This window comes from Corynebacterium sp. HMSC075F02 (assembly GCF_001838335.1).
In the GTDB taxonomy this organism is placed as follows: Bacteria; Actinomycetota; Actinomycetes; order Mycobacteriales; family Mycobacteriaceae; genus Corynebacterium; species Corynebacterium jeikeium_D.
This window is the reverse complement of the sequence record NZ_KV836308.1, coordinates 21325-46083: the sequence shown is the minus strand read 5'-3', so window position 1 is coordinate 46083 and position 24759 is coordinate 21325. Positions and strand designations below refer to the sequence as shown.

At 57.2% G+C, this 24759-nt stretch carries 24 protein-coding genes and 1 CRISPR repeat array; of the genes, 7 read left to right on the top strand and 17 right to left on the bottom strand.

Features of this window, described 5'->3' with window-relative positions; all coding sequences use genetic code 11:
* Window positions 1-6: 6 nt before the first annotated feature.
* Window positions 7-729, top strand: coding sequence for a YggS family pyridoxal phosphate-dependent enzyme (locus tag HMPREF2920_RS03365; protein ID WP_049193390.1), 723 nt, complete (start codon window positions 7-9; stop codon window positions 727-729).
* A 30-nt stretch (window positions 730-759) separates the two neighbouring features.
* Entirely contained in the window at window positions 760-1146 is a 387-nt protein-coding gene (locus HMPREF2920_RS03360) for a Rieske (2Fe-2S) protein (RefSeq protein ID WP_049172555.1), read from the top strand.
* Between the two features lie 14 nt (window positions 1147-1160).
* Here the strand turns inward: HMPREF2920_RS03360 and HMPREF2920_RS03355 are convergent, their stop codons facing one another.
* Together HMPREF2920_RS03355 and HMPREF2920_RS03350 are read right to left on the bottom strand one after the other, a co-directional pair.
* Window positions 1161-2375 (bottom strand): Fic family protein, encoded by a 1215-nt coding sequence (locus tag HMPREF2920_RS03355; RefSeq protein WP_070767698.1) that lies wholly within the window; start codon window positions 2373-2375, stop codon window positions 1161-1163.
* 200 nt (window positions 2376-2575) lie between these two features.
* Window positions 2576-3784, bottom strand: coding sequence for an MFS transporter (locus tag HMPREF2920_RS03350; protein ID WP_070595869.1), 1209 nt, complete (start codon window positions 3782-3784; stop codon window positions 2576-2578).
* A gap of 106 nt (window positions 3785-3890) precedes the next feature.
* On the opposite strand from HMPREF2920_RS03350, the gene HMPREF2920_RS03345 reads away from it, so the two are divergent.
* The gene (locus HMPREF2920_RS03345) at window positions 3891-5108 is read left to right on the top strand and encodes a saccharopine dehydrogenase family protein (protein WP_070595870.1); all 1218 of its coding nucleotides are present in this window, start codon (window positions 3891-3893) and stop codon (window positions 5106-5108) included.
* Window positions 5105-5956 carry an SDR family NAD(P)-dependent oxidoreductase gene (locus HMPREF2920_RS03340; RefSeq protein ID WP_070767668.1) on the top strand — a complete coding sequence of 284 codons (852 nt, stop codon included), beginning with the start codon at window positions 5105-5107 and terminating at the stop codon, window positions 5954-5956. Before HMPREF2920_RS03345 ends, HMPREF2920_RS03340 begins: the two co-directional genes overlap by 4 nt.
* A 1-nt stretch (window position 5957) precedes the next feature.
* Here HMPREF2920_RS03340 and HMPREF2920_RS03335 read toward each other — a convergent pair whose 3' ends face one another.
* From HMPREF2920_RS03335 to HMPREF2920_RS03290, 11 genes are all read right to left on the bottom strand, one after another.
* Window positions 5958-6293, bottom strand: a complete 336-nt coding sequence (locus HMPREF2920_RS03335; protein ID WP_049172565.1) for a YciI family protein — start codon at window positions 6291-6293, stop codon at window positions 5958-5960.
* 108 nt (window positions 6294-6401) lie between these two features.
* A complete protein-coding gene (locus HMPREF2920_RS03330; protein WP_049172567.1) occupies window positions 6402-6806 on the bottom strand; it encodes a hypothetical protein in 405 nt (134 codons plus the stop codon).
* A gap of 54 nt (window positions 6807-6860) precedes the next feature.
* Window positions 6861-8842: direct repeats of the CRISPR family, unit length 28 nt; unit sequence GGAACATCCCCGCTCGCGCGGGGAAAAC.
* A 44-nt stretch (window positions 8843-8886) separates the two neighbouring features.
* Window positions 8887-9252, bottom strand: a complete 366-nt coding sequence (cas2e, locus tag HMPREF2920_RS10590) for a type I-E CRISPR-associated endoribonuclease Cas2e (protein ID WP_083327106.1) — start codon at window positions 9250-9252, stop codon at window positions 8887-8889.
* Entirely contained in the window at window positions 9246-10205 is a 960-nt protein-coding gene (gene cas1e, locus HMPREF2920_RS03325; protein WP_070854003.1) for a type I-E CRISPR-associated endonuclease Cas1e, read from the bottom strand. Before cas1e ends, cas2e begins: the two co-directional genes overlap by 7 nt.
* Before the next feature lie 2 nt (window positions 10206-10207).
* Entirely contained in the window at window positions 10208-10909 is a 702-nt protein-coding gene (gene cas6e / locus HMPREF2920_RS03320; RefSeq protein WP_070854002.1) for a type I-E CRISPR-associated protein Cas6/Cse3/CasE, read from the bottom strand.
* Between the two features lie 3 nt (window positions 10910-10912).
* A complete protein-coding gene (cas5e, locus tag HMPREF2920_RS03315) occupies window positions 10913-11614 on the bottom strand; it encodes a type I-E CRISPR-associated protein Cas5/CasD (protein WP_070854001.1) in 702 nt (233 codons plus the stop codon).
* Complete coding sequence (gene cas7e, locus HMPREF2920_RS03310) at window positions 11614-12735, bottom strand: type I-E CRISPR-associated protein Cas7/Cse4/CasC (RefSeq protein WP_070854000.1); 1122 nt, start codon at window positions 12733-12735, stop codon at window positions 11614-11616. The genes cas5e and cas7e overlap by 1 nt, the downstream gene beginning before the upstream one ends.
* A 20-nt stretch (window positions 12736-12755) precedes the next feature.
* Window positions 12756-13379, bottom strand: a complete 624-nt coding sequence (gene casB, locus HMPREF2920_RS03305; protein ID WP_070853999.1) for a type I-E CRISPR-associated protein Cse2/CasB — start codon at window positions 13377-13379, stop codon at window positions 12756-12758.
* 2 nt (window positions 13380-13381) lie between these two features.
* Window positions 13382-15016, bottom strand: a complete 1635-nt coding sequence (casA, locus tag HMPREF2920_RS03300) for a type I-E CRISPR-associated protein Cse1/CasA (protein WP_070853998.1) — start codon at window positions 15014-15016, stop codon at window positions 13382-13384.
* Window positions 15013-17814: a CRISPR-associated helicase Cas3' gene (gene cas3 / locus HMPREF2920_RS03295; RefSeq protein WP_168168140.1), complete on the bottom strand. Its 2802-nt coding sequence runs from the start codon at window positions 17812-17814 to the stop codon at window positions 15013-15015. Before cas3 ends, casA begins: the two co-directional genes overlap by 4 nt.
* A gap of 264 nt (window positions 17815-18078) precedes the next feature.
* Window positions 18079-19407 carry a PepSY-associated TM helix domain-containing protein gene (locus HMPREF2920_RS03290; RefSeq protein WP_069359349.1) on the bottom strand — a complete coding sequence of 443 codons (1329 nt, stop codon included), beginning with the start codon at window positions 19405-19407 and terminating at the stop codon, window positions 18079-18081.
* A gap of 145 nt (window positions 19408-19552) precedes the next feature.
* On the opposite strand from HMPREF2920_RS03290, the gene HMPREF2920_RS03285 reads away from it, so the two are divergent.
* Window positions 19553-20590 carry an aldo/keto reductase gene (locus HMPREF2920_RS03285; protein ID WP_070853996.1) on the top strand — a complete coding sequence of 346 codons (1038 nt, stop codon included), beginning with the start codon at window positions 19553-19555 and terminating at the stop codon, window positions 20588-20590.
* Here the strand turns inward: HMPREF2920_RS03285 and HMPREF2920_RS03280 are convergent.
* Window positions 20574-21572 carry an LLM class oxidoreductase gene (locus HMPREF2920_RS03280; RefSeq protein WP_049193400.1) on the bottom strand — a complete coding sequence of 333 codons (999 nt, stop codon included), beginning with the start codon at window positions 21570-21572 and terminating at the stop codon, window positions 20574-20576. The two genes, HMPREF2920_RS03285 and HMPREF2920_RS03280, sit on opposite strands and share 17 nt — an antisense overlap.
* A 54-nt stretch (window positions 21573-21626) precedes the next feature.
* On the opposite strand from HMPREF2920_RS03280, the gene HMPREF2920_RS03275 reads away from it, so the two are divergent.
* Window positions 21627-22544 carry an FAD-dependent oxidoreductase gene (locus HMPREF2920_RS03275; protein WP_070853995.1) on the top strand — a complete coding sequence of 306 codons (918 nt, stop codon included), beginning with the start codon at window positions 21627-21629 and terminating at the stop codon, window positions 22542-22544.
* Here the strand turns inward: HMPREF2920_RS03275 and HMPREF2920_RS03270 are convergent.
* Together HMPREF2920_RS03270 and HMPREF2920_RS11055 are read right to left on the bottom strand one after the other, a co-directional pair.
* Complete coding sequence (locus HMPREF2920_RS03270) at window positions 22501-22740, bottom strand: GNAT family N-acetyltransferase (protein WP_306295160.1); 240 nt, start codon at window positions 22738-22740, stop codon at window positions 22501-22503. The two genes, HMPREF2920_RS03275 and HMPREF2920_RS03270, sit on opposite strands and share 44 nt — an antisense overlap.
* Window positions 22719-22862, bottom strand: a complete 144-nt coding sequence (locus HMPREF2920_RS11055) for a GNAT family N-acetyltransferase (RefSeq protein ID WP_306295439.1) — start codon at window positions 22860-22862, stop codon at window positions 22719-22721. The genes HMPREF2920_RS03270 and HMPREF2920_RS11055 overlap by 22 nt, the downstream gene beginning before the upstream one ends.
* A gap of 309 nt (window positions 22863-23171) precedes the next feature.
* On the opposite strand from HMPREF2920_RS11055, the gene HMPREF2920_RS03265 reads away from it, so the two are divergent.
* The gene (locus HMPREF2920_RS03265) at window positions 23172-24401 is read left to right on the top strand and encodes an HNH endonuclease signature motif containing protein (RefSeq protein ID WP_070853994.1); all 1230 of its coding nucleotides are present in this window, start codon (window positions 23172-23174) and stop codon (window positions 24399-24401) included.
* On the opposite strand, the gene HMPREF2920_RS03260 is transcribed toward HMPREF2920_RS03265, so the two are convergent.
* Complete coding sequence (locus tag HMPREF2920_RS03260; protein ID WP_005511827.1) at window positions 24398-24724, bottom strand: transglycosylase family protein; 327 nt, start codon at window positions 24722-24724, stop codon at window positions 24398-24400. The two genes, HMPREF2920_RS03265 and HMPREF2920_RS03260, sit on opposite strands and share 4 nt — an antisense overlap.
* Between the last annotated feature and the right edge of the window lie 35 nt (window positions 24725-24759).

Here is a 24759-nt window from a genome sequence, read left to right as displayed (position 1 = left end):
GGAGGTATGTTCGTGGAAAACTATCGCAAGGTTCGCTCCGAGATCGACGACGCTTGCCGACGAGCTGGGCGCCAGCCCTCCGAGGTCCGCCTGCTGCCCGTCAGCAAGACTGTGCCTGTCGATGCCCTGGTGGAATCCTGGCCGGAGCTCGCAGCAGCCGGCTGCGCTGGCCTGGCGGAAAACCGCGTCCAGGAAGCGGTGGCCAAGGCGGAGGCATTCCGGGAGGCCTTCGGCGACAAGGCACCGCATATGGCCATCATTGGTCCACTGCAGACGAATAAGGCCGGCCACTTGGTCAGCTGTGCTGATGAGTTTCAGGCGCTGGATCGCCCGAAGGTGGCCGGGGCGCTGCAGCGTCGCTTGGCCGATTCCGAGCGCAAGCTCGATGTGTTGATTCAGGTCAATGCCTCCCGCGAGCCGCAGAAGTCGGGTCTGGCGCCGAGTCACGCGGCGGAGTTTGTCCGCATGTTTGGCCCCGATGGCGAATACCCGAACCTGCGTCTGCGCGGGTTTATGACCATCGCGGCCCAGAATGATCCGAATGTGCGCGAGACCTTCGCGGAGCTGCGGGAGCTGCGGGACAGTCTGCTCGGGGATTTGCCGGACGGTGTCAGCCTCAACGAACTGTCAATGGGTATGTCCGGCGACTACCGCGAAGCCATCGCCGAGGGGGCGACCACCGTCCGTGTGGGACGCGCCATCTTCGGTGAGCGCTCCTATCAGAAATAAAGGTCGCGAAATAGAGGTAATCTCAGTGCCATGAGTTCTGATGTCTCCCCGTGCTCCCGTCGTCGTTTCCTCCTGGGAACTGCCGCCACTGCAGCTGGCGCACTCGTAGCCGCTTGTGCACCAAAGTCTGCGGTGGAGAAGGTTGACGCTGCCGACATTCCGGTTGGTGGCGGTGTGGTGATCGGCAATTACGTCGTCACGCAGCCGGAGGAAGGCAAGTTCGCCGCTTTCTCCAGTTCCTGCCCGCACCAGAATGGTCGTATCACCGAGGTCAGCAATGGTGTGATGATTTGCCCGAACCACAACTCCCACTTTGATATTGCTACTGGTGAGGTTGTTTCTGGCCCGTCGCGTAAGCCCGCTGGTCAGGCATCGCTTTCAGCCGAAGGCACTGAGCTGATTGTGGGCCAGAAGTAGGTTCCGGAAGCAGATTAGTGTTCGGTGGGTTCAAGGCCTAGAAGGTCTACGCCAGCCGGCGCTAGCTGGAATCGCAGCGGGCGACGGCTCGTCGGCGTTGCCAGTCCTTGAGCCTCTAACTCGGCGAGATACTTTCGCGCTGTCCGCTTCTCCTTGCCGATGGTGTCGGCGACGTGTTCGAGCTTGATTCCATAATCAGGTCCGAACAACCGAACCTGTGCCAGGACAAACAGCGTCCCGATTTCGTTGTCTGTCAGCGACACGGACAGTGCCTGCTCGGGCGAGTTGGTTAGCTCAGCTACCCGCTGTTCAAGCTTCTCGCACTGGTGGGACTTCATCTGCAGCTCTTCCAGCAAATACTGCTGAGCATTCAGAATGACATCAGCCATCACCTCGACGAAGAACGTGACTTCGCCCCGGTTCATTGGGTCTTCCGTAGTGGTAAAAGCCTTGTAATACTTCGCTTTATCCTCAGCGAGTTGGCGAGAAATAGTCAGCGCTGTGGCAGGTGAGAGTCTCTCCCGCAAAGCCACTGACAGCAGAAAACGCCCCATCCGACCATTGCCGTCATAAAACGGGTGAACGAACTCGAACATGAAATGGCTTGCCAGGATTCGAATAAGCCGATTGTCCTCTGAGGAATTCACCGTTTCCAGGAACTCATTGAGAAGTTGGTGAATGGCAGCTTCACTTTCAACACCGCGATGAATCTGTCGCTGCCCATCGGTAATTGTGACCGTTGATGCTCTAAAGAGTTCACCGTCTAACTCATCCTCGGCGCCAATTTCATCGCCGAGAAGTTGATCGTATTGCTGCCGGATCCCTGTGAGCGTTGTCGGAAACTCAATCCGCTCATCGTTTGCCAGCCGGAAATAGAGCTGACTGAACTCATGAAAGCGCTTGTGCTGGGTTCCCGAAGTGTTGTCCAACGCCTCGGCGACTTCTCGCCGTGTGGAGTGAATCCCCTCAATCTCATTGGTGGCTACCACCTCGGCCAGGAGCAGATTGAAGAGATAGTGAGTCCGCGCGGCACCTGGCAGACGATTCCACAACTGTGAAATCTGCAGCTCTAGAGACAGAATCTTTTCAACCCTGGCTGCGAGATCGCTTGTGATGCAGCAAAAGAGTGGCCACTGCCCCAGCGGAAAGTGCCACTGAATCGTCGACGGGGAGTCTTTGCGTGACTGGTACTCGCTCTCCACTGCCTGTTCCGCATCGTGTGCAGACATGTGGAAGATCCTCTTAAGCGGATAGTGCTTCACGGCGAGTCTCCCCCTTCTGTTTCCAATGCTTTTTACATGATGCTTTCTACATATAGTGCCCTAAAAACGAACCCTTAATGTAAAAAATCACCGTTTTTTACATTAAGGGTTCGTTTCTTGGTGTCTAAATGTACCTTGCTGGCGATTTTCCCCCTACCGCGTTACCCTTACCGCCGCGGCTTCAACCCCGCCACAGCACACGCACCAGCGATGAAGGACAGCGCCACCAGCCACGGAATCAGCCCTGCCCACTCGAAGTGGCTGAACACCATGCCGGAGACCCAACCGACAATCGATGAGCCCGCGTAGTAGCTGAACAGGTACATCGATGACGCCTCGGCGCGGTCGCGCTGCGCCACCAGCCCCACGCCGGACGAGGACAGTGAGTGCGCCACGAAGAACGATGCCGTGAATACAAGTACGCCCACAACCAATGCGGGCAGCCACGGCAGCAGCGCCAGCCCCAGGCCCACGCACGCGGCCAGAGTCGCAATGGCGATGAGGCGACGGCGGCTCACCGTCTTCGCCCACACGCCCGCGCGTGCCGACGACCACGTGCCCGACAGGTAGAGAATAAATACGAACCCTGCCAGTGCCGGGGAGAGCCCGAACTTATCGCCCAGTCGGAAGCCCAGGTAGTTGTACAGAGAGACAAACGACCCCATAAACAGGAACGCCAGGGCGCACAGCGCGAGAATGCGCGGGTCGCGCAAGTGCCGCGCTATGGCCTGCCCCTCCCCTGCAAACGACAGCTGCTTCGGCTGGAACCTACGCTGTTGCGGCAGGAAGTACCAGGTCAGAATGGCGAAAACAAACGCCACCGTCGCCGAGACCGCAATCGCCACCCGCCAGGAGGCGAACTCCAGCACAATGGACGGAATAATACGGCCGAGCAGGCCACCGACCGTCGTGCCCGAGATATACAGCCCCATCACGCGACTGACATGGTCGGCGTGGACTTCCTCACTGACATACGCCATAGCCACTGCGGGCACACCGGCAATGACAATGCCCTGCAACAGGCGCAGCGCAATCATCGAACCGATGCCCGGCGCAATTGACACCACGAGCCCCAGTAGCGTTGCCACAAATGCGCTGATGACGATGACGCGCCTGCGCCCAAAGCGCTCCGACAAAATGGACACCGGGATAATCGCACAGGCCAAGCCACCGGTGGTGGCGGATACCGTCAGCGCGGCGGTGGCGGGGTCGACCGATAGCTCGTCGGAAAGCGTGGGCAGTAGCGCCTGCGTTGCGTAGAGCGCTTGGAACGATGCCAGGCCAGCGAAAAGCACAGCAATAAGCGCGCGACGGAATCCGGGATCTTCTGGCCGTAGTCCTTCGATCTGTTCGGGGTTTTCGTTAGCGCTAGTCACTTGTCCTACGTTAACCCTCCCTCCAAACCTCTCGCTGAGTACCCGGATTCAGAAAACCTTTTTAATTCGCCCGCGGTATCGCTTTCGTTTTATTAGTTTCGTAGGCATGACTACTTCTTCCGCACAGCCACAGAGTCGCAATCACGACCGCGAGTACGACATCGTCGTCTACGGTGCCACGGGTTTCGTGGGCCGCTTGATTGTGGACTATCTGGCTAAACACGCCGGTCAGACGAAGGTGGCGCTCGCAGGCAGGAACGCCCAGAAGCTTGCCGACGTCGCGGAGAACGCAGGCGTATCGGACTGGCCGGTCATTGTTGCGGATGCCGCCGACCAGCAAGCGGTGGCTCAGCTTGCGGCCAGCACAAAGGTGGTGCTGACCGTTGTGGGACCGTACGCGAAGTACGGCCGCACTCTGGTGGCCGAGTGCGCCAAGGCCGGTACTCACTACGTCGACCTGTGTGGCGAGGTGCTGTTCGTCCACGACTCCATCGCGAATAACCACGAGGTGGCACAGCAGACCGGAGCGAAGATTGTTCACTCCTGCGGCTTCGACTCGATTCCTTCCGACGTCGCTGTCCGCGAGCTCCACGAGGCGGCCCACACCAAGCTCGGTGAAACAACCCTGCTGTTCAAGCACGTCAAGGGCGGTGTCTCCGGCGGCACTATCGATTCGGTCCGCGTCCAGCTTGCACAGGCCAAGAAGGACCCCAAGCTGCGTCGCATCATCGCCGATCAGTACGCCCTGGCTGAGCCGGGTCCCGACCAGGGTAAGTTCGGCGTCGACCTGCGCCCGGCGCGCTTCCGCCGCCACTGGCGAGCGCCCTTCTTCATGTCGCCGTTCAACACCCGAATTGTTCAGCGCTCGGCGATGCTGGCGGATTACGGTGATTCCTTCCGCTACCGCGAGCTACTCAATGTCGGCCGTGGCCCGAGGGCTTTCGTCCGCGCAAATATTTTTGCGGCTGTCTGCAGGTTGGCGCTGGCGGCGATGGCGTTCGGGCCGACGGCCAAGCTCATTGATAAGAAGCTGCCGAAGCCGGGTGAGGGCCCGAGCGCTGAAGAACAGGCCGAGGGTCGCTTCACCATCGAGGCCTACACTGTCGATACCTCCGGCATTCACTGGCGTTCCAAGGTGTCTCTCGAGGAAGACCCGGGGTACGCAGGCACCGCGATTATGATTTCCAGCGCCGCCCTCGCACTCGTCCACGACGATCTGCCGGACGCTACCGGCGTGCTCACTCCTACTGTCGCGCTTGGCGACGCCCTGTCCCGCCGTCTCCGCGCGGGCGGCATGACCATTGAGGCGGTGCAGGCTCGATGACTGATGGCCTGACCGGTGCTTTTGCGAATCTCACCCGCGGACCGAAACTGCCGAGTGTAGGTGGCGGCCGTGCGTTAGTGACCGGCGCTTCCTCCGGCATCGGTTGGGCATGCGCGGAGGCACTAGTCAAGGACGGTTTCGAGGTCGTTGGCACGTCCCGCAGGGGCGCCGAGGCGCCGCACCCCGAGGGCGTGCAGATGGTGGCACTCGACATGTCCAGCGCCGACGACATCGCTGCTGTGGTCGCCCACGGGCCTTACGACGTCGTCGTCGCCAACGCCGGTGAGAGCCAGTCGGGCGCTTTCGAGGAGCTACCCCGCGAGGCGCTTGAGCGTCTCTTCCAAGTCAATGTTCTGGGGCAGGTGGAGCTGTTACAGCAGCTGCTGCCTGGCATGCGCGAGGCCGGTCGTGGCCGAATTGTGCTGGTTGGCTCGATGCTCGGCGGGTTGCCGCTGTCCTACCGTTCTTCCTATGTGGCGACGAAGGCCGCTATCCGCGGCTTTGGGCTTTCGTTGCGCGGTGAAGTCGCGCAGTTCGGTATTGGGGTGACGGTTGTCGAACCGGGTGCCATCAACACGGGGATTTCTACACGTCGGACGACGTATGGCGATGAGGGCTCCGTTTACGCTGCTGATGTCCACCGCATGCTGACGAAGTTGAACGCCAATGAGGAAGATGGCATTCCCGCTTCGGAGATTGCTGAGGTGGTTATGCGCGAGGTGACCGCCGAGCGACCTTTGGCTCTGGTGGCGCGGGGGTCGTCGGCAAGCGTTGCAGTGCCCTTCATGCGGCGAATCCCGACGCAAGCGATGTTGACCATCATGCGCCGGGTGCACGGGCTGCGGTGAGTTAATCGGCGATGGCGCGCATTTCGACTGCCTGCGCGCACGCCTCCGCGGCTTCGTGGGCTAGATTGATGGCCTCTTGCTCGTCTGCGACTTGGACAATCCAAAAAGCTGACGGGAACGTCATCGCGTTGTAGTACGGCAAATCGCTGTGCGAACCATCCGGCAGCACCGTCATGGCATCCTCCGGTGGAACCAGCCCGCCGGACATAACCCAGTGGCCTTCGTCCTGAAGCTTCTGATTGAAGCGTCCAATCCGTTCAAAGGCAGCGTGCATTTCCTCATCAGAGTCATACGCGTTGATATCTCTGCGGCCATGGACCGTGAAAAAGTACTGCACACCAAGCTCCTGAGTTTCGTTTTGCTAAGTGTAACAGATTGCGCGGGGCTGGAACCGGGAATTTGTGGGAATTTTAGAGCTTTGGCTGAGCGTTTTTGCGGCCAGGGCCTAGTTTTCCTGCCGCGCAGCGGCGGCTCGCTGTGCCCTGATCTCCGCTACCTGCTGCTTGCGGGTATTGAAGCCCATGCGCCACGGGGCGGCTAGACCTGACTCGGGGGCATGCGGGTTATCGCGCCAAGATTTGCCCTCGTTGTAGGCCTGCGCGCCCTCACGGTATGCGGCGGATTGCTCAGTAAAGGTTGGGTACGGCTGTTCGGTGGCTTGCCTGGTCTGCGCACCGACCGATTTCATTCTCGCGCGCAGTTCCTTGATTTTGCTCTTCACCCTTTCGTTATGCTGTTCCTGCTGCTCGGTGATCTCAGCGAGTGCCTGCTGCTCGGTGATGGGGTCGCACCAGTCTTCCTGACCGTCGTCTTTGTAGATACTGCCGCTGTGATCCCAATACCTTGTCATGCGTTTACCCTCCTGAGTGTTTCTATGGGGACAGTATCCCCTCATAATCAAACTTGAACTACCCCACTCGCGCGGGGAAAACCAGAACGACCACACCCAGACCTTCGCGTTTTCGGGAACATCCCCGCTCGCGCGGGGAAAACACAGCAATGGCTGAACAGTCCACCCTTGAGGGCGGAACATCCCCGCTCGCGCGGGGAAAACGAGCCGTAGTCAGCCTCAGAAACCGGGTAGGTGTGGAACATCCCCGCTCGCGCGGGGAAAACGTCTCAAACGACATGCGCTTCCCCAACGCAGGAGGAACATCCCCGCTCGCGCGGGGAAAACGCTCACTGTCGGCGCTGCCTAAGCAGCCCTTGGGGAACATCCCCGCTCGCGCGGGGAAAACCCCATCGCAGGCCCGAGGTCAGCCCACTTCTGCGGAACATCCCCGCTCGCGCGGGGAAAACTCGGTGCGCGGGTCGCCCACGGTCATCGACCACGGAACATCCCCGCTCGCGCGGGGAAAACGGTACCATGACGGGTGCGACTGCCGCGCTGTTCGGAACATCCCCGCTCGCGCGGGGAAAACAGGCTCACCCGGTTATCCTGGGTGAGAACATCAGGAACATCCCCGCTCGCGCGGGGAAAACAGCGGATGCCGAATGGTGAGCCGTGGCCGCAGAGGAACATCCCCGCTCGCGCGGGGAAAACGTTTCGACGCTCCAATCCAACTAATTTCTCTTGGGAACATCCCCGCTCGCGCGGGGAAAACACAATGATGTTGCCAGCGCTGTCCTCGGTGACGGGAACATCCCCGCTCGCGCGGGGAAAACAACGCCGACGCGGTACCAGAGCAGTCACCCCAGGGAACATCCCCGCTCGCGCGGGGAAAACGTAGAAACCGAACCGGAAATCTTGCCGGAGGCCGGAACATCCCCGCTCGCGCGGGGAAAACTTAAGGAAACTGTTTCTCAGGTGTGGGAGGGCAGGAACATCCCCGCTCGCGCGGGGAAAACTACGAGGGTAACCTGCCGGACTTCCCGCACGAGGGAACATCCCCGCTCGCGCGGGGAAAACTCGATTTGCTTGAACGGCAGTCGGGTTGGGGCGGGAACATCCCCGCTCGCGCGGGGAAAACCACGCACGACACCTTGGCTCCTTCGTCCACTACGGAACATCCCCGCTCGCGCGGGGAAAACCACTGCTGGCTGGGTGACCGTGTCGGTGTGACGGGAACATCCCCGCTCGCGCGGGGAAAACTCGTCCGGCGATAGCGGTGGCATCACCTGGTACGGAACATCCCCGCTCGCGCGGGGAAAACAAAATCATCACTAACCCCCGCGTCCTCTCCGCAGGAACATCCCCGCTCGCGCGGGGAAAACTTCTGCGCTGTCCCCATGGCCTGCATGAGCTGGGGAACATCCCCGCTCGCGCGGGGAAAACCACTCCACGGTGAGCGATATCGTCATGCAGTTCGGAACATCCCCGCTCGCGCGGGGAAAACGCGGTGTTTTTGCATTCGACGGTGATTTTGTCGGGAACATCCCCGCTCGCGCGGGGAAAACTGGAGACGTCTAAGGATCGTAAGGCTTCTGAGAGGAACATCCCCGCTCGCGCGGGGAAAACGCCGTGGTTTCGCGGTTGATGGCCCGAAGTCGAGGAACATCCCCGCTCGCGCGGGGAAAACCGCTTGAGGTTCAGCGTGAACGCCAGCGACCGCGGAACATCCCCGCTCGCGCGGGGAAAACTGTTCGCGGAGTTTGTTGGCCGTGGCGTGTTTGGGAACATCCCCGCTCGCGCGGGGAAAACTGACTGCATGCGCCCACCCCAGCGGGCACCGTCCGGAACATCCCCGCTCGCGCGGGGAAAACTCGTTGGTGCTGCCACGAAGGTGTGGACTGGTAGGAACATCCCCGCTCGCGCGGGGAAAACGTTACCGCTTCTGGTGGCACGGAGCCGTATGAGGGAACATCCCCGCTCGCGCGGGGAAAACGGCAGCTGGTCGAACTTCGGCAGCGTGAACTTCGGAACATCCCCGCTCGCGCGGGGAAAACACTTAATAACCAGCAGATTTCAGTTCCCAGTGAAGAATTCTATATCACTCAGCTCGACGAGCACGTCGAGCACGACGCCGCTTGGCTGGATTTGACCACCCCGGTTGTAATCCGACATCACCTTTAGTCCTGTTTTTGAACGGACGCCGAATCAGGGACAGCCCCTCAACATCAACAACCTCCCAATCATGGCGATGCACCTTGTAGGCATACCCTTGTTCGGCATTCCGATCCGGATAAACCATAATTGCACGACCATTGCCAACCATTTCGATGACGAGTCCCCACAAGATGTCACGGAGACGAGAGTTAACTTTCCCAACAAATACACCTGGGGAGATTTCCTCAAGCCATCGAGTTAAATGGCCCCGCAACCCGGCAGGGCAGCTCGTCAAAACTATTGTCACCATGGCGGTTCTCCGGAGGAGTAATTTGTACCACCTCTAATCGCGCCACGGCTGTAATCCCACAACTCGATAACTTCGCCGAATTCCTCGTTTTCAAGAGGCTCTTTCATTAAGAGCTTTAGGTCCTTAACGCAGCGCGAAATAACTTTTTCTTCACGAATTCGATCACGCACATGTCGCCTAACCGTAGTGCTAAGTGTTTGAGTATCAACCTCGGTTCCAAGCTCAGAAACCACAGTAAAAGCAACTGGAATCGTTATGTCTGCCTTATACAAATCCGCAATGTCATAAACAAATGCTCGGTCGTGCCCCGTATGCACAAACCCCAAGCCAGGACTCATTCCCAAGGAAACCATCACGGCATGCACAACACCGTATAGGCAAGAATGTGCTGCTGAAAGGGCCTGATTGATTGGCGTGCCATCCGAAAAATCGTCAGGGCGGTATTCACGGCGCGACCACTCAACCCCAGTTATCTTTGACCATTCCCTATAAACCGAACGAACCCGAGCACCCTCTCGGCCCCGTAATTGCTGCATATTCAGGGATTCCACATCCTCGCCGGAAAAGCGCATCCCATACATTTCGCGCGCAACGGCTAGTCGGGTTTTTCGGTTGCTCACTAGCTTTGCCTGCTGTTCCAGAAGCCGGGTCGAACGACCTATCGGCCGACCATGCGCGTAATATCGCACACCGTTTTCTCCCACCCAGACGATTGTTGAACCGGCATCTGCAATAACCACCATCGCCTGATGCGTAACCCGTGTACCAGGGCCCAGCATAAGCACTCCCAGTGCAGCACTGGGTATATGCATGACGCCCTGGTCGTCAGTCGCAGTGAGAGAATTAGAATCTCGACCGATGGTGCAGTGCTCAAGATAGAGAAAAGAGATCCGGTCTTCAGCCCTCGACAATTCGATCGGTTTCGACGGACGCGCTCCTGGAAAATTGGCCATGACTAGTCACTTCTAGAAGTCATTGGAGCGACAGTCAACAATCCACACCCATATCCCTTTGCTTTGCCAATTCCGTTAGTCAAAACACGACGGAACTTCTCAGCATCAACTACCTCAATGGCTCCATCAAACTGTGCCCGGGCGATTGTGACCATTCGTCCCTGTCGGCGGAACTTCATCACTTCCCTACCCGTAACGGAAACAGCTAAGTCATCACTGGAGGCGTCGTGACTATCTGCATGTGAAAACTCCGCTGGCAGAAATCGCACACCCATAACTTCGGCGCGTTCTAACAACCAATTTCGCTGTTGAGCTGCAGTTACATGCGCAAGCCTTTTAGACTTACCCGTCTGGGCGTCGCGCACTGATTTCACAGGGTTCGCTACCAACCTAAAACGAAATCGCTTTCCGACGGAAATACTTCCCAAAACCGGTTCGTATTCACGTATCGCCCACGACTCTTGATTTTCCCAGCCTGCTTGCTGCTGCAGATGCTCAAATGATGGTTTTTCAGGACTCACCACGTATAGAGCGAGGGAATGGGCTTCGCGGTCAACTCGCCACAAAACGCGACCGTTCTCAGTGATGAGGTCACTATTTGGTGGAAAAGCTGACATCACCGCAGCATGCATAGCCTCTGGGCTGGCTAACAACTTACGAGTCCCCCGCCGTTGCGGATTGAGAAACACGCGTGAAAGGTACATCAACTAGTCACCTCCCAGTAGGGACATAGGATCGTGAGAGAACACAGGACGCTTTCCTTCTTTGTTTTCAATCTCTAGCCATCCATGAACCACTGGTCGCATCTCGTGTTTTCGTTCTCTCGGATCAAAGCTGACTGGAGTATCCGGAATTAGCTCATCGTAGGTCTCACCATCGCGCATATCTCGAACAATTGGCAGCGAAACTACGTCTGGCTGACGTTTCCGGTACCAAGTCGATGCTTGCCAAGGAGCCTCACGCAGAGCGTCTTCCAGTGGCTTTTCCTCAATTCCTAGAACCATTCTTCCTGTCGGTTGGAATGCACGGCGGCCTAAGTAGAGAGGGAACGCTGGACGCTGTACCGCGTCGGCAAGCCCTTCAAGAACACTGCGTGGACCTTCAATTGCAACAATGAAGATGGCATCAGTGAGGTAATCACGATACGTCAGGGGCTTGGATTTATTGTTGCGCCAATCAATTTCAGTCTGGAAATCTCGCTCGACCTTTCCAATCTGATCAGTACGAACACCAAAGCCCAGTGATGCCAAATCTTCAATCACATCAGTACGGCGTCGTCCGCTTGCAGCTGCAAGCAAACCAACTACCCCGCTTTTCGTTGGCTCTCGCCGCGTACCACGGTGATTGAATCGACTCGAGTCTCCCCATGCTTGCATAGGTCCAGCGAGCCTCAAGAGGAGAACCGACATTAGAGCTCGACCTTCTCCATGACGGCCTGCTCAACTAAGTTGACCAAACCAGCCATGTCGGTGCGATCGCCAAAGACATTCAGCTTTTCCATTGCAGCTTCAGTAGCTGCGCCACCAGTGGCAAGATACGCACCTCCGAGTGGATGAGAGTCGTACGCACCGTCCTGCTCAGCGGCATACTCTGCCAGCTTGATAGATGCGTTTTCTGTGCGGCCACGAGTAGCTTCCACCGGGTCTTCAAAAGCTTCTGACAGATTGACAGGCTGATCATCACGAACTTGGACCACAATCAAATCTGGTCGCGTTCGGTTAGCAAACGTGTTCTGCTTACCAGTTGGCATCGAAAGCGCAAATGCCTTGAGTAGCGCGCCAGCAGCTTCAGATGCTGCCTCCTTCGACCCCAAAGAATGAGCCAATTCACTAGCGTTGACCGTTGCGTAGCGGTACAACGTAGACGAGGTGAATTCCACCGTGCCAATCATGCCAGCACCAGCGTTGTCCTCCGCCGCGTTGTCATCAACCGCAGTGAAGTAGTCAAACTCCGTAACGGTCGGATGAACAGAAATAGCATGATTGAACTGGCACGTCGCATCAACATTTAGGTCTGGAGCATCGGCCAACATGCGACCGAAGAGGGCGATGTCGACTGAGTGCTCGTTATTTAGCGCTTCCTTCGCTTCCTTCGCAGGAATTTTGGCCGGATCGTCCTGGTACTGAATTGCCAGATTAGCTAGCGCTTTAATTTGCGCGCGGGAAACAAATAGCAGGTACTCAGTACGGATACGCGTGTCTTCTTCACCCTTCTTGGGCTTTGCCTGCTTCAACTTCGTCTTCTGCAGAACACTCAGCGCTAGATGCTCAGCGCTTTCTTCCAGCTCCGGAGCCTGCAAAATGATTTCCGCAGCAATCAATGACGGGCTGAAGCGAGTACGCTGTCCCAACTTATCAAGGTCAAGTAAGTTCTCGAATTCCTTACGTGCTGCGCGCTTCCATGCTTGGCTGGAAACTCGGGCCCGACGCACACCGCCGTAGTTGGCTGTCTTTGGACTACCCGTGTCATCTCGGTTCAGGTTTGATGGCGGGACAGTTTGGAGTGCGTGAATATCAATGTAGATGGTCATGATAAGCCTTTCTGCTGTTATTAGTTTTCTACTGCGCGGTCATGGTCATCGATTTCGGATTGCGGAACTCTGTTCATATCCCGGGTCCAACGAAGTCGTACACGGCGAGCTGAATCTGAGTAGTTCAACGCCACCAAGTCATTAGCCAAACGGCCGTAATCCATCGGAACGCTGTAACTCCTCAGCATCTGAATTAGTCCGCGTAAATGGTGCACTAACTCATCGGTTGTCTGTGCAGTAAGCGCTGCGTTAAACCGTCGCTCAATACCCTTTTTCTGGTTTTCACCTGCTACTTGATGAAGCTGGCAAATAGCCACTCCGAATCCTTCATTGGCCTTATGCATAGGCTCATTTCTCGATTGCTGATGGAGTGCAAAAAAGGCCAATGCAAGGTGTGCTGCAGTTTCGTAGACCCCCGGCTCATCTCGAGGGCCTTCAAGCTCCGCCGGGAACGAATTGAATACCTCTGACCACACCTGGGGCTGATCTGCCAGCGACGCGCTCAGGGAGCGGCGAAGCACCGCAAGGGAGGCACGAGCTTCCGAGCTTTCGTTGGCCAGACCACCTGCTAACCTTTGTGCCTTGCCGGCAACAAAGCTGTACAGCAGGGAGCTGCGCGACTGCGACTTATTCGTATCAGCCATTGTTAATTAACTTTCTCTCGAGGTTTTTGTTCTTCGGGTCGTGGCAGAACTTTTCCGAGCCCTCGCCGAAACCACAGCTCAGCGTGCCCCACGTTGTACTGACGCTCATCAACCTCACGACCTGGCCATGCGCTGTCGGGCACACTTGCTATCAACTCCGCAGCTCTGGCGAGAGCCAAACGTCGCAACTGTTCTGTCCAAGTTGCAAGGTGATCACTAAGGTCTGTTTCTGACGTAAGTCCGCTAACCCATTGACGGAATACTGGGTCTACATCCGAGTAGAAGGACCCCTCTGCGCTAAAGCCTGCGGCCCCGCGTTCGCCACCAGACGCAATGGCCAAATTATTGGCAAATTTTCGCAGTTCGGCTGCTGTATCTTGTGTTCGGTTTGCGGCCAACAATACGAATTGGATGGTCTGTTTATCAGCAGCCAAAAGCGCAGGGAACGCTAAATCATCTGTTAATAGACGGTTGTACGAAGCCATTTGGGGACCATATTCGTAACCAACCATCCGAAGACTCAGCCGGTAGTTCTGCGGCACGACTCCACCACGACGCCCCGTCCGAGTCTTCAAAGCTTCCATAACACCAGCAGGTTTTGAGACTCTTACCTCACTGCCCGTACGTCCCTTAGTCGTATCGACCTCTGCCGCGGGCAGCACAGCCGAAAGACCTCGCCAAAGGGCTCGGTCAGGGTTGATTGCCTTTGGCATGTAGATATCTTCTTTGGCTTTCTTCGACTGCGGCCCGCTATAGCGCCACGGAGACATCATTTCGACTGCATCTTGATGTAAGTAATCCACTGGATCGCCATTACAAACGAGTGCACCGGTGACCATGCCATTTTCCACGTGAAGACGAATACGCCGCTGCGGCCAAGTAAATAGCGTGAGCTGACCCTTCGGAGGCGGCGTGTCAGAGACTGCGGATGTCGGAACCGGGAGTTCCCAAATAGGGACACCAGCCCAGGCCACAGGCTTATGATCAACGATATTTAGCAGCAGTGTTTCAAGAAGACTGTGTCCTTCAAGTACGGTTCCGCCTAGCCATCCTGACCAACCGATACCAATGGGATAACCTTTCCCACCTTTGACGCGGGAATCACCAACTGCACCCGACTTAATTCCGGAAAAGTCAAAGGCGAGACAATGAACAAGCCAACGTGCTGCCTCCGCCAGTGGAAGGGGCGCTAGTGCTGAACGCCGGTAGAAGAGGTCACCTAATTCCGGTGAGTCCGGAATGATTGCCTCAAGGCTCTTCCACTCTCCACTTTTTGTAGCAAGCGTAGGAGTTTGCATGAAAGGGGCTTCCCGATCGAGCAAATCGAATCGGTGCGAATATTCATCTAAATAGCGGCTGATGCGCTCTAACGGCAGCTTTTTGTCCTCCCATGCTGCCGCCCATTGTTTGCGGTTTTCCTTGACATCTTCTCCAAAGTCGAATGCGCGATAAAGAACCGCAAGAGCCACGCGCAAAATCGCAAAGTCCTGCGCTGGCGATTCACCAGAGATCCGTTTTAACTCACCAGCCTGCGCAAAGATATCTCGAAGGCCTAATTCCCGACCATTGCCATCGTGCCCCGTGACCTTAATCCAGGGCTCGTCGAGCAGATTAAAACTTGGTTCAGTTCCGCTCACTGCGACTCCTTTTCTCGAACGGACCGCAATCCATACTTCATATCGTATGAAAAACTAACTCCGTTAACATGGCATTCCCCACTTTTGTTCAACGGCAATGGCAGAAGCCCTTTTAGCCAGGAGCTAAGTTGCCAAGAGGGGCTACCAAACCGCTCCAATTCAGCGATGAACTCGTCCACTCCCCCGACTTGCCAACAAGGCAGCGAAATGGTGCATTTAGCAACTTCGCGTGCTAATTCGTCGTCGACTCCATTGGCATTACTCAGTGACTCACCACCGCGGTTTTCCAGCCACGGCAATGAATAGAGTTCGCTGCCTCGCTGTTCTACAAGAACTACTTCAATTGTCTCTTCGATATCTCTCACCTGCGACTGCCCACGAAACTCTTCTGCAGATCCATGCTGGAACCACAGACTCATGTCTTTTTCGTTTGGCGATGGACCGAGTGAACGTTTCGCTTTTTCAGCAAGCTTCTCTCCCCTCGCTTGCTTCTCCTTCACCGCCTCATCCCAGTCTTTTCGCCAACTGACTGGACACTGCGCATCTGCGTCATACGTTTCACGAACTATTCCTGCGACATCATCTGGTGAAATAAACTGCTTACGCCCCATCAACGCTGAGGCCGTCCGCATCAGCAACGCAGTGCCATAAATCCGTTTACTACCGCTCACAAACTCTGGAGCATTGCTATCCCCAATCTCAGTGACCCCAAAGAGCACCAGTCGTGGCGTTTGAAGTCGCTCCGGACGGCTTTTACGACTATGCCGATGGAGACGACCCGCTCGCTGGATCAGCAGGTCCGAAGGCGCAAAATCGCTGAACATAATGTCAAAATCCAAGTCAAGGGACTGCTCAACAATTTGTGTTGACACCACCACTCCCCGCCGTGGACGCACACCAGACTTGCCATATTTGGCAACGAGCTCTTCTTCTTTAGCCCGTCGATCTGCCGCAGCGAAGCGTGAATGAAGCAAAAACACTTCGTCATCAGTGAAGCTACCAACAGCACAGATTTCGTCGTAAAGCGTTTGGGCACGCTGAACTGTATTGCATACGACTACGGCGCAACCACCATCACGAAGTTCTTCTGCCAGCATGTGCACAACAGATGAGTCATCACAGAATTCGAGCGATACCACCTGCCTGCGAGATGAAGCGTTTGGCTTACGGGCCGTGACACCATCCTCGTTCACAAAGGTCAGAAGCGGATAAGCCCGTTCGTCTTTGGCAACTTCCATCTCGCCAAGAATCTTGTTGGAAATTTGCGCATTTCCTAACTGTGCAATTCCCGACGCGTAAGCCTCCATCAAATGGAAACGAGTATCCGGCGGAAGCGTGGCTGATAGAGCAATGACTGGGACTCCATACGCGCCACACCACTCCAATGCGCGGTACAAATACTGCTGCATGTAAATGTCCGCAGCATGCACCTCATCAAGAATCAGTACCTTTCCGGCAAGCCCTAGGTGTCGCAACATCACGTGCTTTGACTGCAGTGCCGAGAAAAGGAATTGATCGATCGTGCCAACAGTAAAGTCTGCTAACGCTGCAGTTTTTCGAGATCGTAGCCACCAATGAGCCTCTACTGCAGGCTCTTTAGAATTGGCACCATATTCTTCGTCATAAATAGCCGAAAAACTCTGTGACGGAAACTTAAGACCTTGGAATTCATCATTAAACTGCGCGCGACTATGTGTGAGCATCGCAGAGGCCAACTGGTCTTCTGCAATCGCACGATCGAGCCACTTCAAAACACGAGAAAACATGGCATCTGATGTGGCGCAAGTAGGCAAGGCGACTTGCACACCACCACAGCCGAACTTGGCTGCAAGAACTTCCGCAGCCGCAAGTGCAGACTCTGTCTTACCCTCACCAGTCGGTGCTTCTAGCAGCAACAGGCCTGGTTTTTCCACTTCCTCAGCAAGCTTTACTGCGTCCAGCTGAACTGGGTATGGGGTGGCACCAGCAGGCAGGTCAAACCGAGCGCGAAATAAGTCATCCGCACTACTTTCCGGGCGAGGATCCCACGGATCCGGAAGATTCAATCTGTCAATCGCATCATCGCTTCTGCTTGTCGACGATGCATCAAACATCGACAGTGGAAATAAATCAGTGTTCGAAGCAAGCCAGTCAGCCATGACCACAATTCCCGTCAGAAGCATTTGCGCTTGCGCTGACAGCTCTTGCTCTCGGCGTTGTTCACAATCAGTCGCCGTTAAACCTGCCCTTGTGGCCACGGCGTCGAAGAATTCAGAACGAATGTGTTGCCACTTTTCATCTTCGAGTTCTTCGACGAAGTCTTCGGCAGAATGCAACAGATTCTCATCGGGAAACTTGCCGTGATGGCCACCAATTGGCGCAACATATGTGTCGGCAGCATCTTCATCGAATCTATGGTTTTCCACCAACCAAACCCATAATGCATATGCGCCGACAGCGCCGTGGGGCGCTCCACGTAACTCCTTGGAGGAAAGTGTTGTCGCAGCGCCTAGCCCATACGAGCGCACACGGTCATACAGTTCCGGAACTTTAACCGAAAAAGCATAAGACGCCTTACCAATATCGTGCCCACCAGCATAGAAAGCAACCCATGCACGGGCTCGTTCCTTCGAGCCGAACTCATCGGTAAGCACTTGCCTTAGTGATTCCGGCAACCACTCATCCCAGAGATAAAAAGCCACATCCTGGGCATCATTCAAATGTTGTGCGAGACTCAATGCCTCTTCACTTTGCCAATCCCACTTAGCCCACTGCAAGCGAGCTATTTCAGACAGTACATCTGCCAAGTTCGAGCCCATGTTCGACATATCGACCCTGTCCGGCCGAACCCTTATCCGGCCTCTGTTCTAATCTCCAAGATAGCCGAGATATTAATTTCATTCAATATGGAAACTACCCCTTACTAACCCCACACAATAAAACGTTTATATCTATCAAATAGACTCATCTACAAGTGTCGCTTACACGAAAAATCCCCGCTTTCGCGGGGATAACATCGCCCCTCACAATAAAACCGGAACATCCCCGCTCACGCAGGGAACCCGAAGGCGACAGAACCTACACTAACCTCTCCGCAGCTTCCGCCAGACCCAATCAACAATCACGAAGCCAACAAGCGTCACACCAAACAGTGGTGCAACCACCGAGTAGGCAATCAACAGCGCCACAACAGCTGCTGCAACACCCGGGCGAATGTCCCGCCAACGCGTCGGCGCCGGGAGCCTGCCAGGGCGGCCACCTCGACCGCGCCCAAACCACATGGCGTACCCGCGCACAATCATCGCCAACAGAGCGACACCGATCAGTGCCAGGACCAGCTGATTCACCCAACCGAACAAGATGCCCATGTGCGCGTTAATCAGCCATTCGGTCAGTTTCGCCGGCAGCGGCCAGTCCGCAAAGTGAATCCGATCGACCATCGTTCCGGTCGACCCGTCAACGGTGACGGTCTCAATACCCATCCGCCATTCCTCGCGGGCTTCCTTGGCCATCCACACCGTGCCAGCTTCCGGTGGTGTCAGTTCGACTTTCCCGGACAGGCCCTCGGAACGTGCGAGGTTCATAACATTATCTGCCTCTGACCAGTCGTAATTCGCTGGCGCAGTCGCAGTCATGGCTGGTTTCGGCGCGTACCAGTCCATCGTCTCGCGCAGCTTTGCGATGCCCGTTCCAGCCACCCACGACCACGTCAGGCCGGTGACAGTCAGGAACAGAAGTCCAACGCTAACCGCCACGCCAACATTCGCGTGACGACGCATATGATGCGCCCTCTTACTCGTTCCCTGTGTCCGCTTGCGACGCGAACGATCCCACCAGAGCCAGAGGCCACCAATAGCCAGTGCGCCCATCCAGGATGCTGCCGTCTCGGAGTAGAGGCGACCAAAGTTGCTATCAATCCAGAGCCTGCGGTGCCCTTCCGAGATCCACGCCCGCAGTGGCAGCGCCGCCGAGGAACCGTATTGCACCAGGTCACCCTTGATACTCAAGTCGCCTGGGTCAACGAACACCGCATGTCGGTAGGACTCCGACTTCAGCTGCTCGTCATTGAACATGACTCGCGTTGTCTGCCCCGGCTTTTCCGGGACCTGCACTGCGGTCACCGGCAGGTCAGGGTGCACGCGCTGCGCGACCTCAACCTGCTTTTCCAGCGGTTGTGCGGGAAGGCTTGATGTTGCGGTTAGCTCTTCGTGGTAAACCACCTTTTCTATGCTCGGGGCGAGGGCATACGCCACGCCTGTGATAGCTGCAATAACAAGTAGTGGCGCAACGAGGATGCCTGCAACGACATGGATTCGGTGCAGTAATGCTCGTGGCCCACCATTTTTCTGAGTCTGTGCGACGGGGTTTGCGGCTGGCGTTCCAGCGGCATCGCCTGTGGCTATTGAAGTCATGCCTTATTAGTCGGACGAACTGCCCCAGTTGTTCCCCAGCAAGCTCACTTTTATTACTTCCAGGGGTAGCCATTCGGCCACGCGCCTCGTTGTCGGCCACCTTGTGCACAACTACTCGTCGTAAAGCCCGCGTACCCTCGAATACATGGCTTATCCAGACGTGTACCACGCCAATGACAACCGCTATGAGACGATGCCGTACAACCGCTCCGGCGGCACGGGGCTGAAGCTTCCAGCCATTACGCTGGGACTTTGGCATAACTTTGGTGATGACCGGCCGCTCGAGACGCAGCGTGAGATCCTGCGCACCGCGTTCGACCACGGCGTCACACACTTCGACCTCGCCAACAACTACGGCCCACCGCAGGGCTCTGCGGAGGCGAGTTTCGGTCGCATCATGGCCAAGGATTTCGCTCCTTACCGCGATGAAATGATCATTTCCTCCAAAGCCGGTTGGTACATGCAGGATGGTCCCTACGGCTTCGGCGGCTCGCGGAAGTACCTCGTGGCCAGCTGCGATGCCTCGCTGAAGCGCATGGGCCTGGATTATGTGGACATTTTCTACCACCACCGCCCCGACCCGGATACGCCTATCGAGGAAACCGTCGCCGCCCTCGACTTCCTCGTCCGCTCCGGTCGCGCGCTCTACGTCGGCGTGAGCTCCTACTCCCCCGAGCTCACTCGTCGCGCGCAGAAAATCGCCCGTGAGCTGGGCACACCGCTGACCATTCACCAGCCGAGCTACTCCATGTTCAACCGCTGGATCGAGGACGAACTGCTGGCAACCTGCGCCGACGAAGGCATGGGTGTCATCGCCTTTTCCGCGCTTGCGCAGGGGCTTCTCACCGACCGCTACTTGGATGGCGTGCCGGAATCCTCGCGTCTCGGGGCGCACAAGATGAACTCGGGGTTCCTCAACGACGACACGCTCACCGCCATCCGCGAGCTCAACGCCATTGCTTCACGACGAGGCCAGTCCCTGGCACAGATGGCCATCTCGTGGGTGCTCCGCCGTGACGAAGTGACCTCCGCCCTGATTGGCGCATCGTCGGTGGAGCAGCTGAAGAACAGCCTCGGCGCCCTGGAGGCTGCGCCGTTTAGCGATGAAGAACTCGCGGAGATCGACAAGTGGGCCGTCGACCGCGGGATTAATCAGTGGCAGGGCGCTACGGAGTCTGTGTAGGGAGCTCATCGAGCGCCGGCAGCACATACTCAATCAGCTCATCAATCTGCTCTTCCGCATCCCGCTTCGAGGTACGAAAGTTGATGCTGACGTGGTTGATACCGAGCTGGCGCTGGGATTGCAGCAGTTCAATGAGCTTGTTGCGGCCAAGGCGGTACCCGAAGTGGCCACCCTGCGCGGGGGCGTCGGGGTCTTCATGCAGGTCAATCCACAGTGATTCCAAGAAGGGCTTGAACACGCCCTCGCCGCACTCCTGGGCCACCGCCTCCTGCCAGTTGGCGATGTTTTTCTTCTGCATCTCCAGGCCTTTGTGGTACATGAACCACCCGTCGGTATGCGCGGCCTTCCACTCCAGGCTCTGCTGACAGGAGCCGGTGGCCAACAGCGGAACTCGGCGGGCCAGCGGCTTGGGCACCACATCGGATCCGCCCATCTTGCCCTCGGACCACCGGATAGGCCGGTAGCTAGTGCTCAGGGCCTTTTTATAGACCTCGATATGCTCGCGGAAACGCTCACCCCGCTTGCCTTTGTCCTGGTTAAAGGCGGGAAACTCCTCGGGTCGGTCCCCAGTGGCAACGCCGAAGAGGAAACGACCGTCGGAAAGCCTGTCCAGTGTGGCAGCGCGCTTGGCCATCACCAGCGGATGCTGGAAGGGCACGACGACTGCGCCGGTGCCGAGCGCGATATCGGTGGTGTGTGCGGCGATGTAACTGAGGTACATCCAGGGGTCGTAGACCTGGCCGACGTCGCCGAATGTTTCCACGCGCAGCGGGATGTCGCGTGCCCACACCGCCGCGATGCCTGCGCGTTCGACTTTCTGAATCAGCCGAATCTGGTTGCTCAGCGCGTCCTTGGGCTCGGCTTCGGCGTCCTGCTCGATGGGCAGGCTGAGCCCCACCGTGAGTCGGCCCGGCGCGAATGTGCGCTGGTAACCGGGTAGTTCGTCGATGGGCTTGTCCGAAAGATCAAACAGCGAGCTCATGGTGCTCCACGGTAGTACAGCTCGAGGTGCGGCACTCGTCGTTAAGCTGGAAACATGCTTGAGGATGTCATCATCGTCGGTGGCGGCCAAGCTACCCTCGCTACCGCCTATTACTTGCACAAACGCGGCATTGATCCGCTCATTCTGGACAATCAGCCCGCTCCCGGCGGCTCCTGGCGCAATGTCTGGCCCTCACTGACGCTCTTTTCCACCCCGGACTTTTCCAACCTTCCGGGCATCCAGATGCCCAATTATGACGGTTTCCCGCCCGCTTCCCACGTGATTGACTACCTCAACTCCTACGAAAAGCGCTACGAACTGCGCGTTCAGCGCCCGGTCGCCGTCACGCACGTCTCCCACGACGGCACCTTCCACCTCACCAGCGATGCCGGTGACTTCGAATCCCGCCAGCTCATCGCCGCCACCGGCAACCGGCCCTTCGTCCCGTATTACCCCGGCACGACCTCCGCGAAACAGTGGCATTCGGCCAACTACCCAGGTCCCGAGCCATTCGAAGGCTCCCGCGTTGCCGTTGTCGGCGCGGCGAACTCCGGCGCCCAAATAGCCTCTGAACTGGTGCTTTCCGGCATCGACACCACCTGGTTCACCCGCCACGAACCACGCTGGATGCCCGACGACGTCGACGGCCGCGTCCTGTTCAAACGCTACCGCCAGGGCGCCACCGACAGCATTGGCGACATCGTTGCCCTACCGCCCGTCCGCAAAGCCCGCGACTCCGGCGCACTCACCTGGACACCCATGTTTTCTTCGCTTGACGACGTCCACGCGGACCACCTCATCTGGTGCACCGGTTTCCGCCCAGCGCTCGACCCTTTCCGCAGCATCGACTCTGACCTCATCGAGTTCGTCGGCTACGGCGACTGGGTTGGCCCCGGTGCCGCCACGATCATGGGTGTTGGCCCCTTTGCTAAGCGCGCGGCCGAGCGGGTGGCTGCCCGTCTGTCAGCATGACCTGCATCAACAGCATGTCCAACCAGCGCCCGTTCTTCGCCCCCACCTGCGGCAATAGTCCAACGCGCTGGAAGCCATACTTTTTGTGCAGCGCAATCGACCCCTCGTTGCTGCCTTCTATCGCCGCAACCAAGACGTGCTTTCTCGCCTCACGAGCAGCATCGATGGTCGCGCTTAACAGTGCGCCTCCATCCATGCGATGCGATCCTCCGCACTGACAGTGTCATCATTCCAGATGGCGACGGTGTCGATTACGGCTTCGTTGTAGATCTCCGCGATTGCCGCGGCATCGTCCCGCGTTGCGTGCCGGATGATCATGGTTTTACTCCCCGCTGTCTGCGCTGTTTCTGTGCTGTTTTCTACAGCTCCGCTTTTATGAAAGCGGGATTACCAAGCTTTCGTTTTCGAACGGGTGTTTTAGTTTTGTTTTCCGTCCGCTAGCTCGCATACAGCTCACACTACTCCCTCAAATATGCAGCTAGATAGCGCTTTACCGCCTCCACCGACCACCTTCGAAAACTCCTCAAAATTCTCTTTCATTTCTCTTTACAAACTAGAAACATGCCCGTATGATAGCAAGTAAGTTCGAAAGAAAACCGACAACCATTGGAGCACCAGGGGGATCCAATGAAGTCCGAACAAGTACCCGAACCATATTGGGCTCATGAGAATTCTGAAGATGAGCTCTCAGCACTCGCGCGGGCTACCAACCGCGCCCAACTTGAGTTGATTGAAGCCTGCTGCCCTGCAGGTGATGATGACGTTGAAAACCATGCCGCTCGCATCAGCGTTCGGTTGGGAATCACTCGCAGTGAGGCACTGCGTATCTGTGACATTGGCCTGTTGCTGGAGAAAATGCCACAGTTGGCGGAATATGCCCGGGAAAGCTGCGCATTATCCATGCGGCAACTCGGCATCATTGCACATGGCGTAGTCGGCATCGAGCCTGATCAAATACCCGATGCAGAGAAGAAGATTCTGGCATTGGTTACGCCACGGAAGCGTCGTCAAGCAATGATTGGTCCTCGCACGCTCACCACCAAAATTGGTGATATTGCTGCGGACTTGGATGACCGTGCTCGCGCCGACAGCACAATTCCCACCATCACCGACACGGAATCGGTGACTCTGGTGGAACGTCCCGACAGCTACTCCCAAATCATTCTCACACTGCGGCCGGACCGCGCCTATTTCGCCATGTGCGCAATTGAAACGGTCTTCCGCGCGAATGAGGAAATGACGCAGGCGGATGCATTTGTGGAACTCATCCACCAGCGCACCAATGCGGAAGTTGTGCTCAATGTTTTCCGCGAGCCCCACAGTGATGACGCCTGGCTGGACGGTGCCGGCTGGCTAGGCGCGCTGGTCACGGAGGAGTGGATGCAAAAGGTGACGCATGTCCGCCTCTCAGCAGACAGCGCCACCAATGGTTACCGCCCAACTCCAGCGCAGGTCGCCCGCGTCCACGGTCGCGATGGAACATGTCGCTTCCCCGGCTGCGAAGTCCCAGCGTACAAGTGCGATATTGACCATATCGCGCCGTACAACCAGGAAGACCCCGAAGCCGGTGGTCCCACCGACACGCAGAATCTGCACTGCCTATGCAGGAAGCACCACAACCTGAAAACCCACAAGCTCTGGGATATCACCGCTTATGAGGACGGCTCAGAGGTGTGGTCCTCTGCCGACGGCGTTACCGCGGCGACCGTCCCGGCCGGACCATTAGCCGGGTTCGGCCGACAGACTTTTGACAAACGCGCTACCCAGAAGACGAAAGCACGCCATGACCACTACATGAAGTGGTGGCTGTCATTCGCGGCTGTGCCAGATCTGGTCTTTGATGATGGGGAGGATTAACCCAGCGGACCACCGCAGTTCGGCCATGCGCCAGCACCCTGGGAGGCAAGCACGCGCTCGCCAATCTCAATCTGCTGCTCCTTAGTGGCCTGGTCAGCCGTCGGTGCGTACTGGTCACCGCCGTGGCCGCTCCAGGTCTGCTGCGAGAACTGCAGTCCGCCGTAGTAGCCGTTACCGGTATTGGTCTGCCAATTTCCGCCGGACTCACAAGCCGCAACCTGATCCCAGGCGCTAACTGATGCAGCGTTAGCGGCCGCGGTCGGGGCAGCAATCATGCCTGCTGCCACAGCGGCGGATGCGATGAACTTACCGGAAAAACGCATAAAAAGAGAACACTCCTAAAGGGTTGACTTTTCTC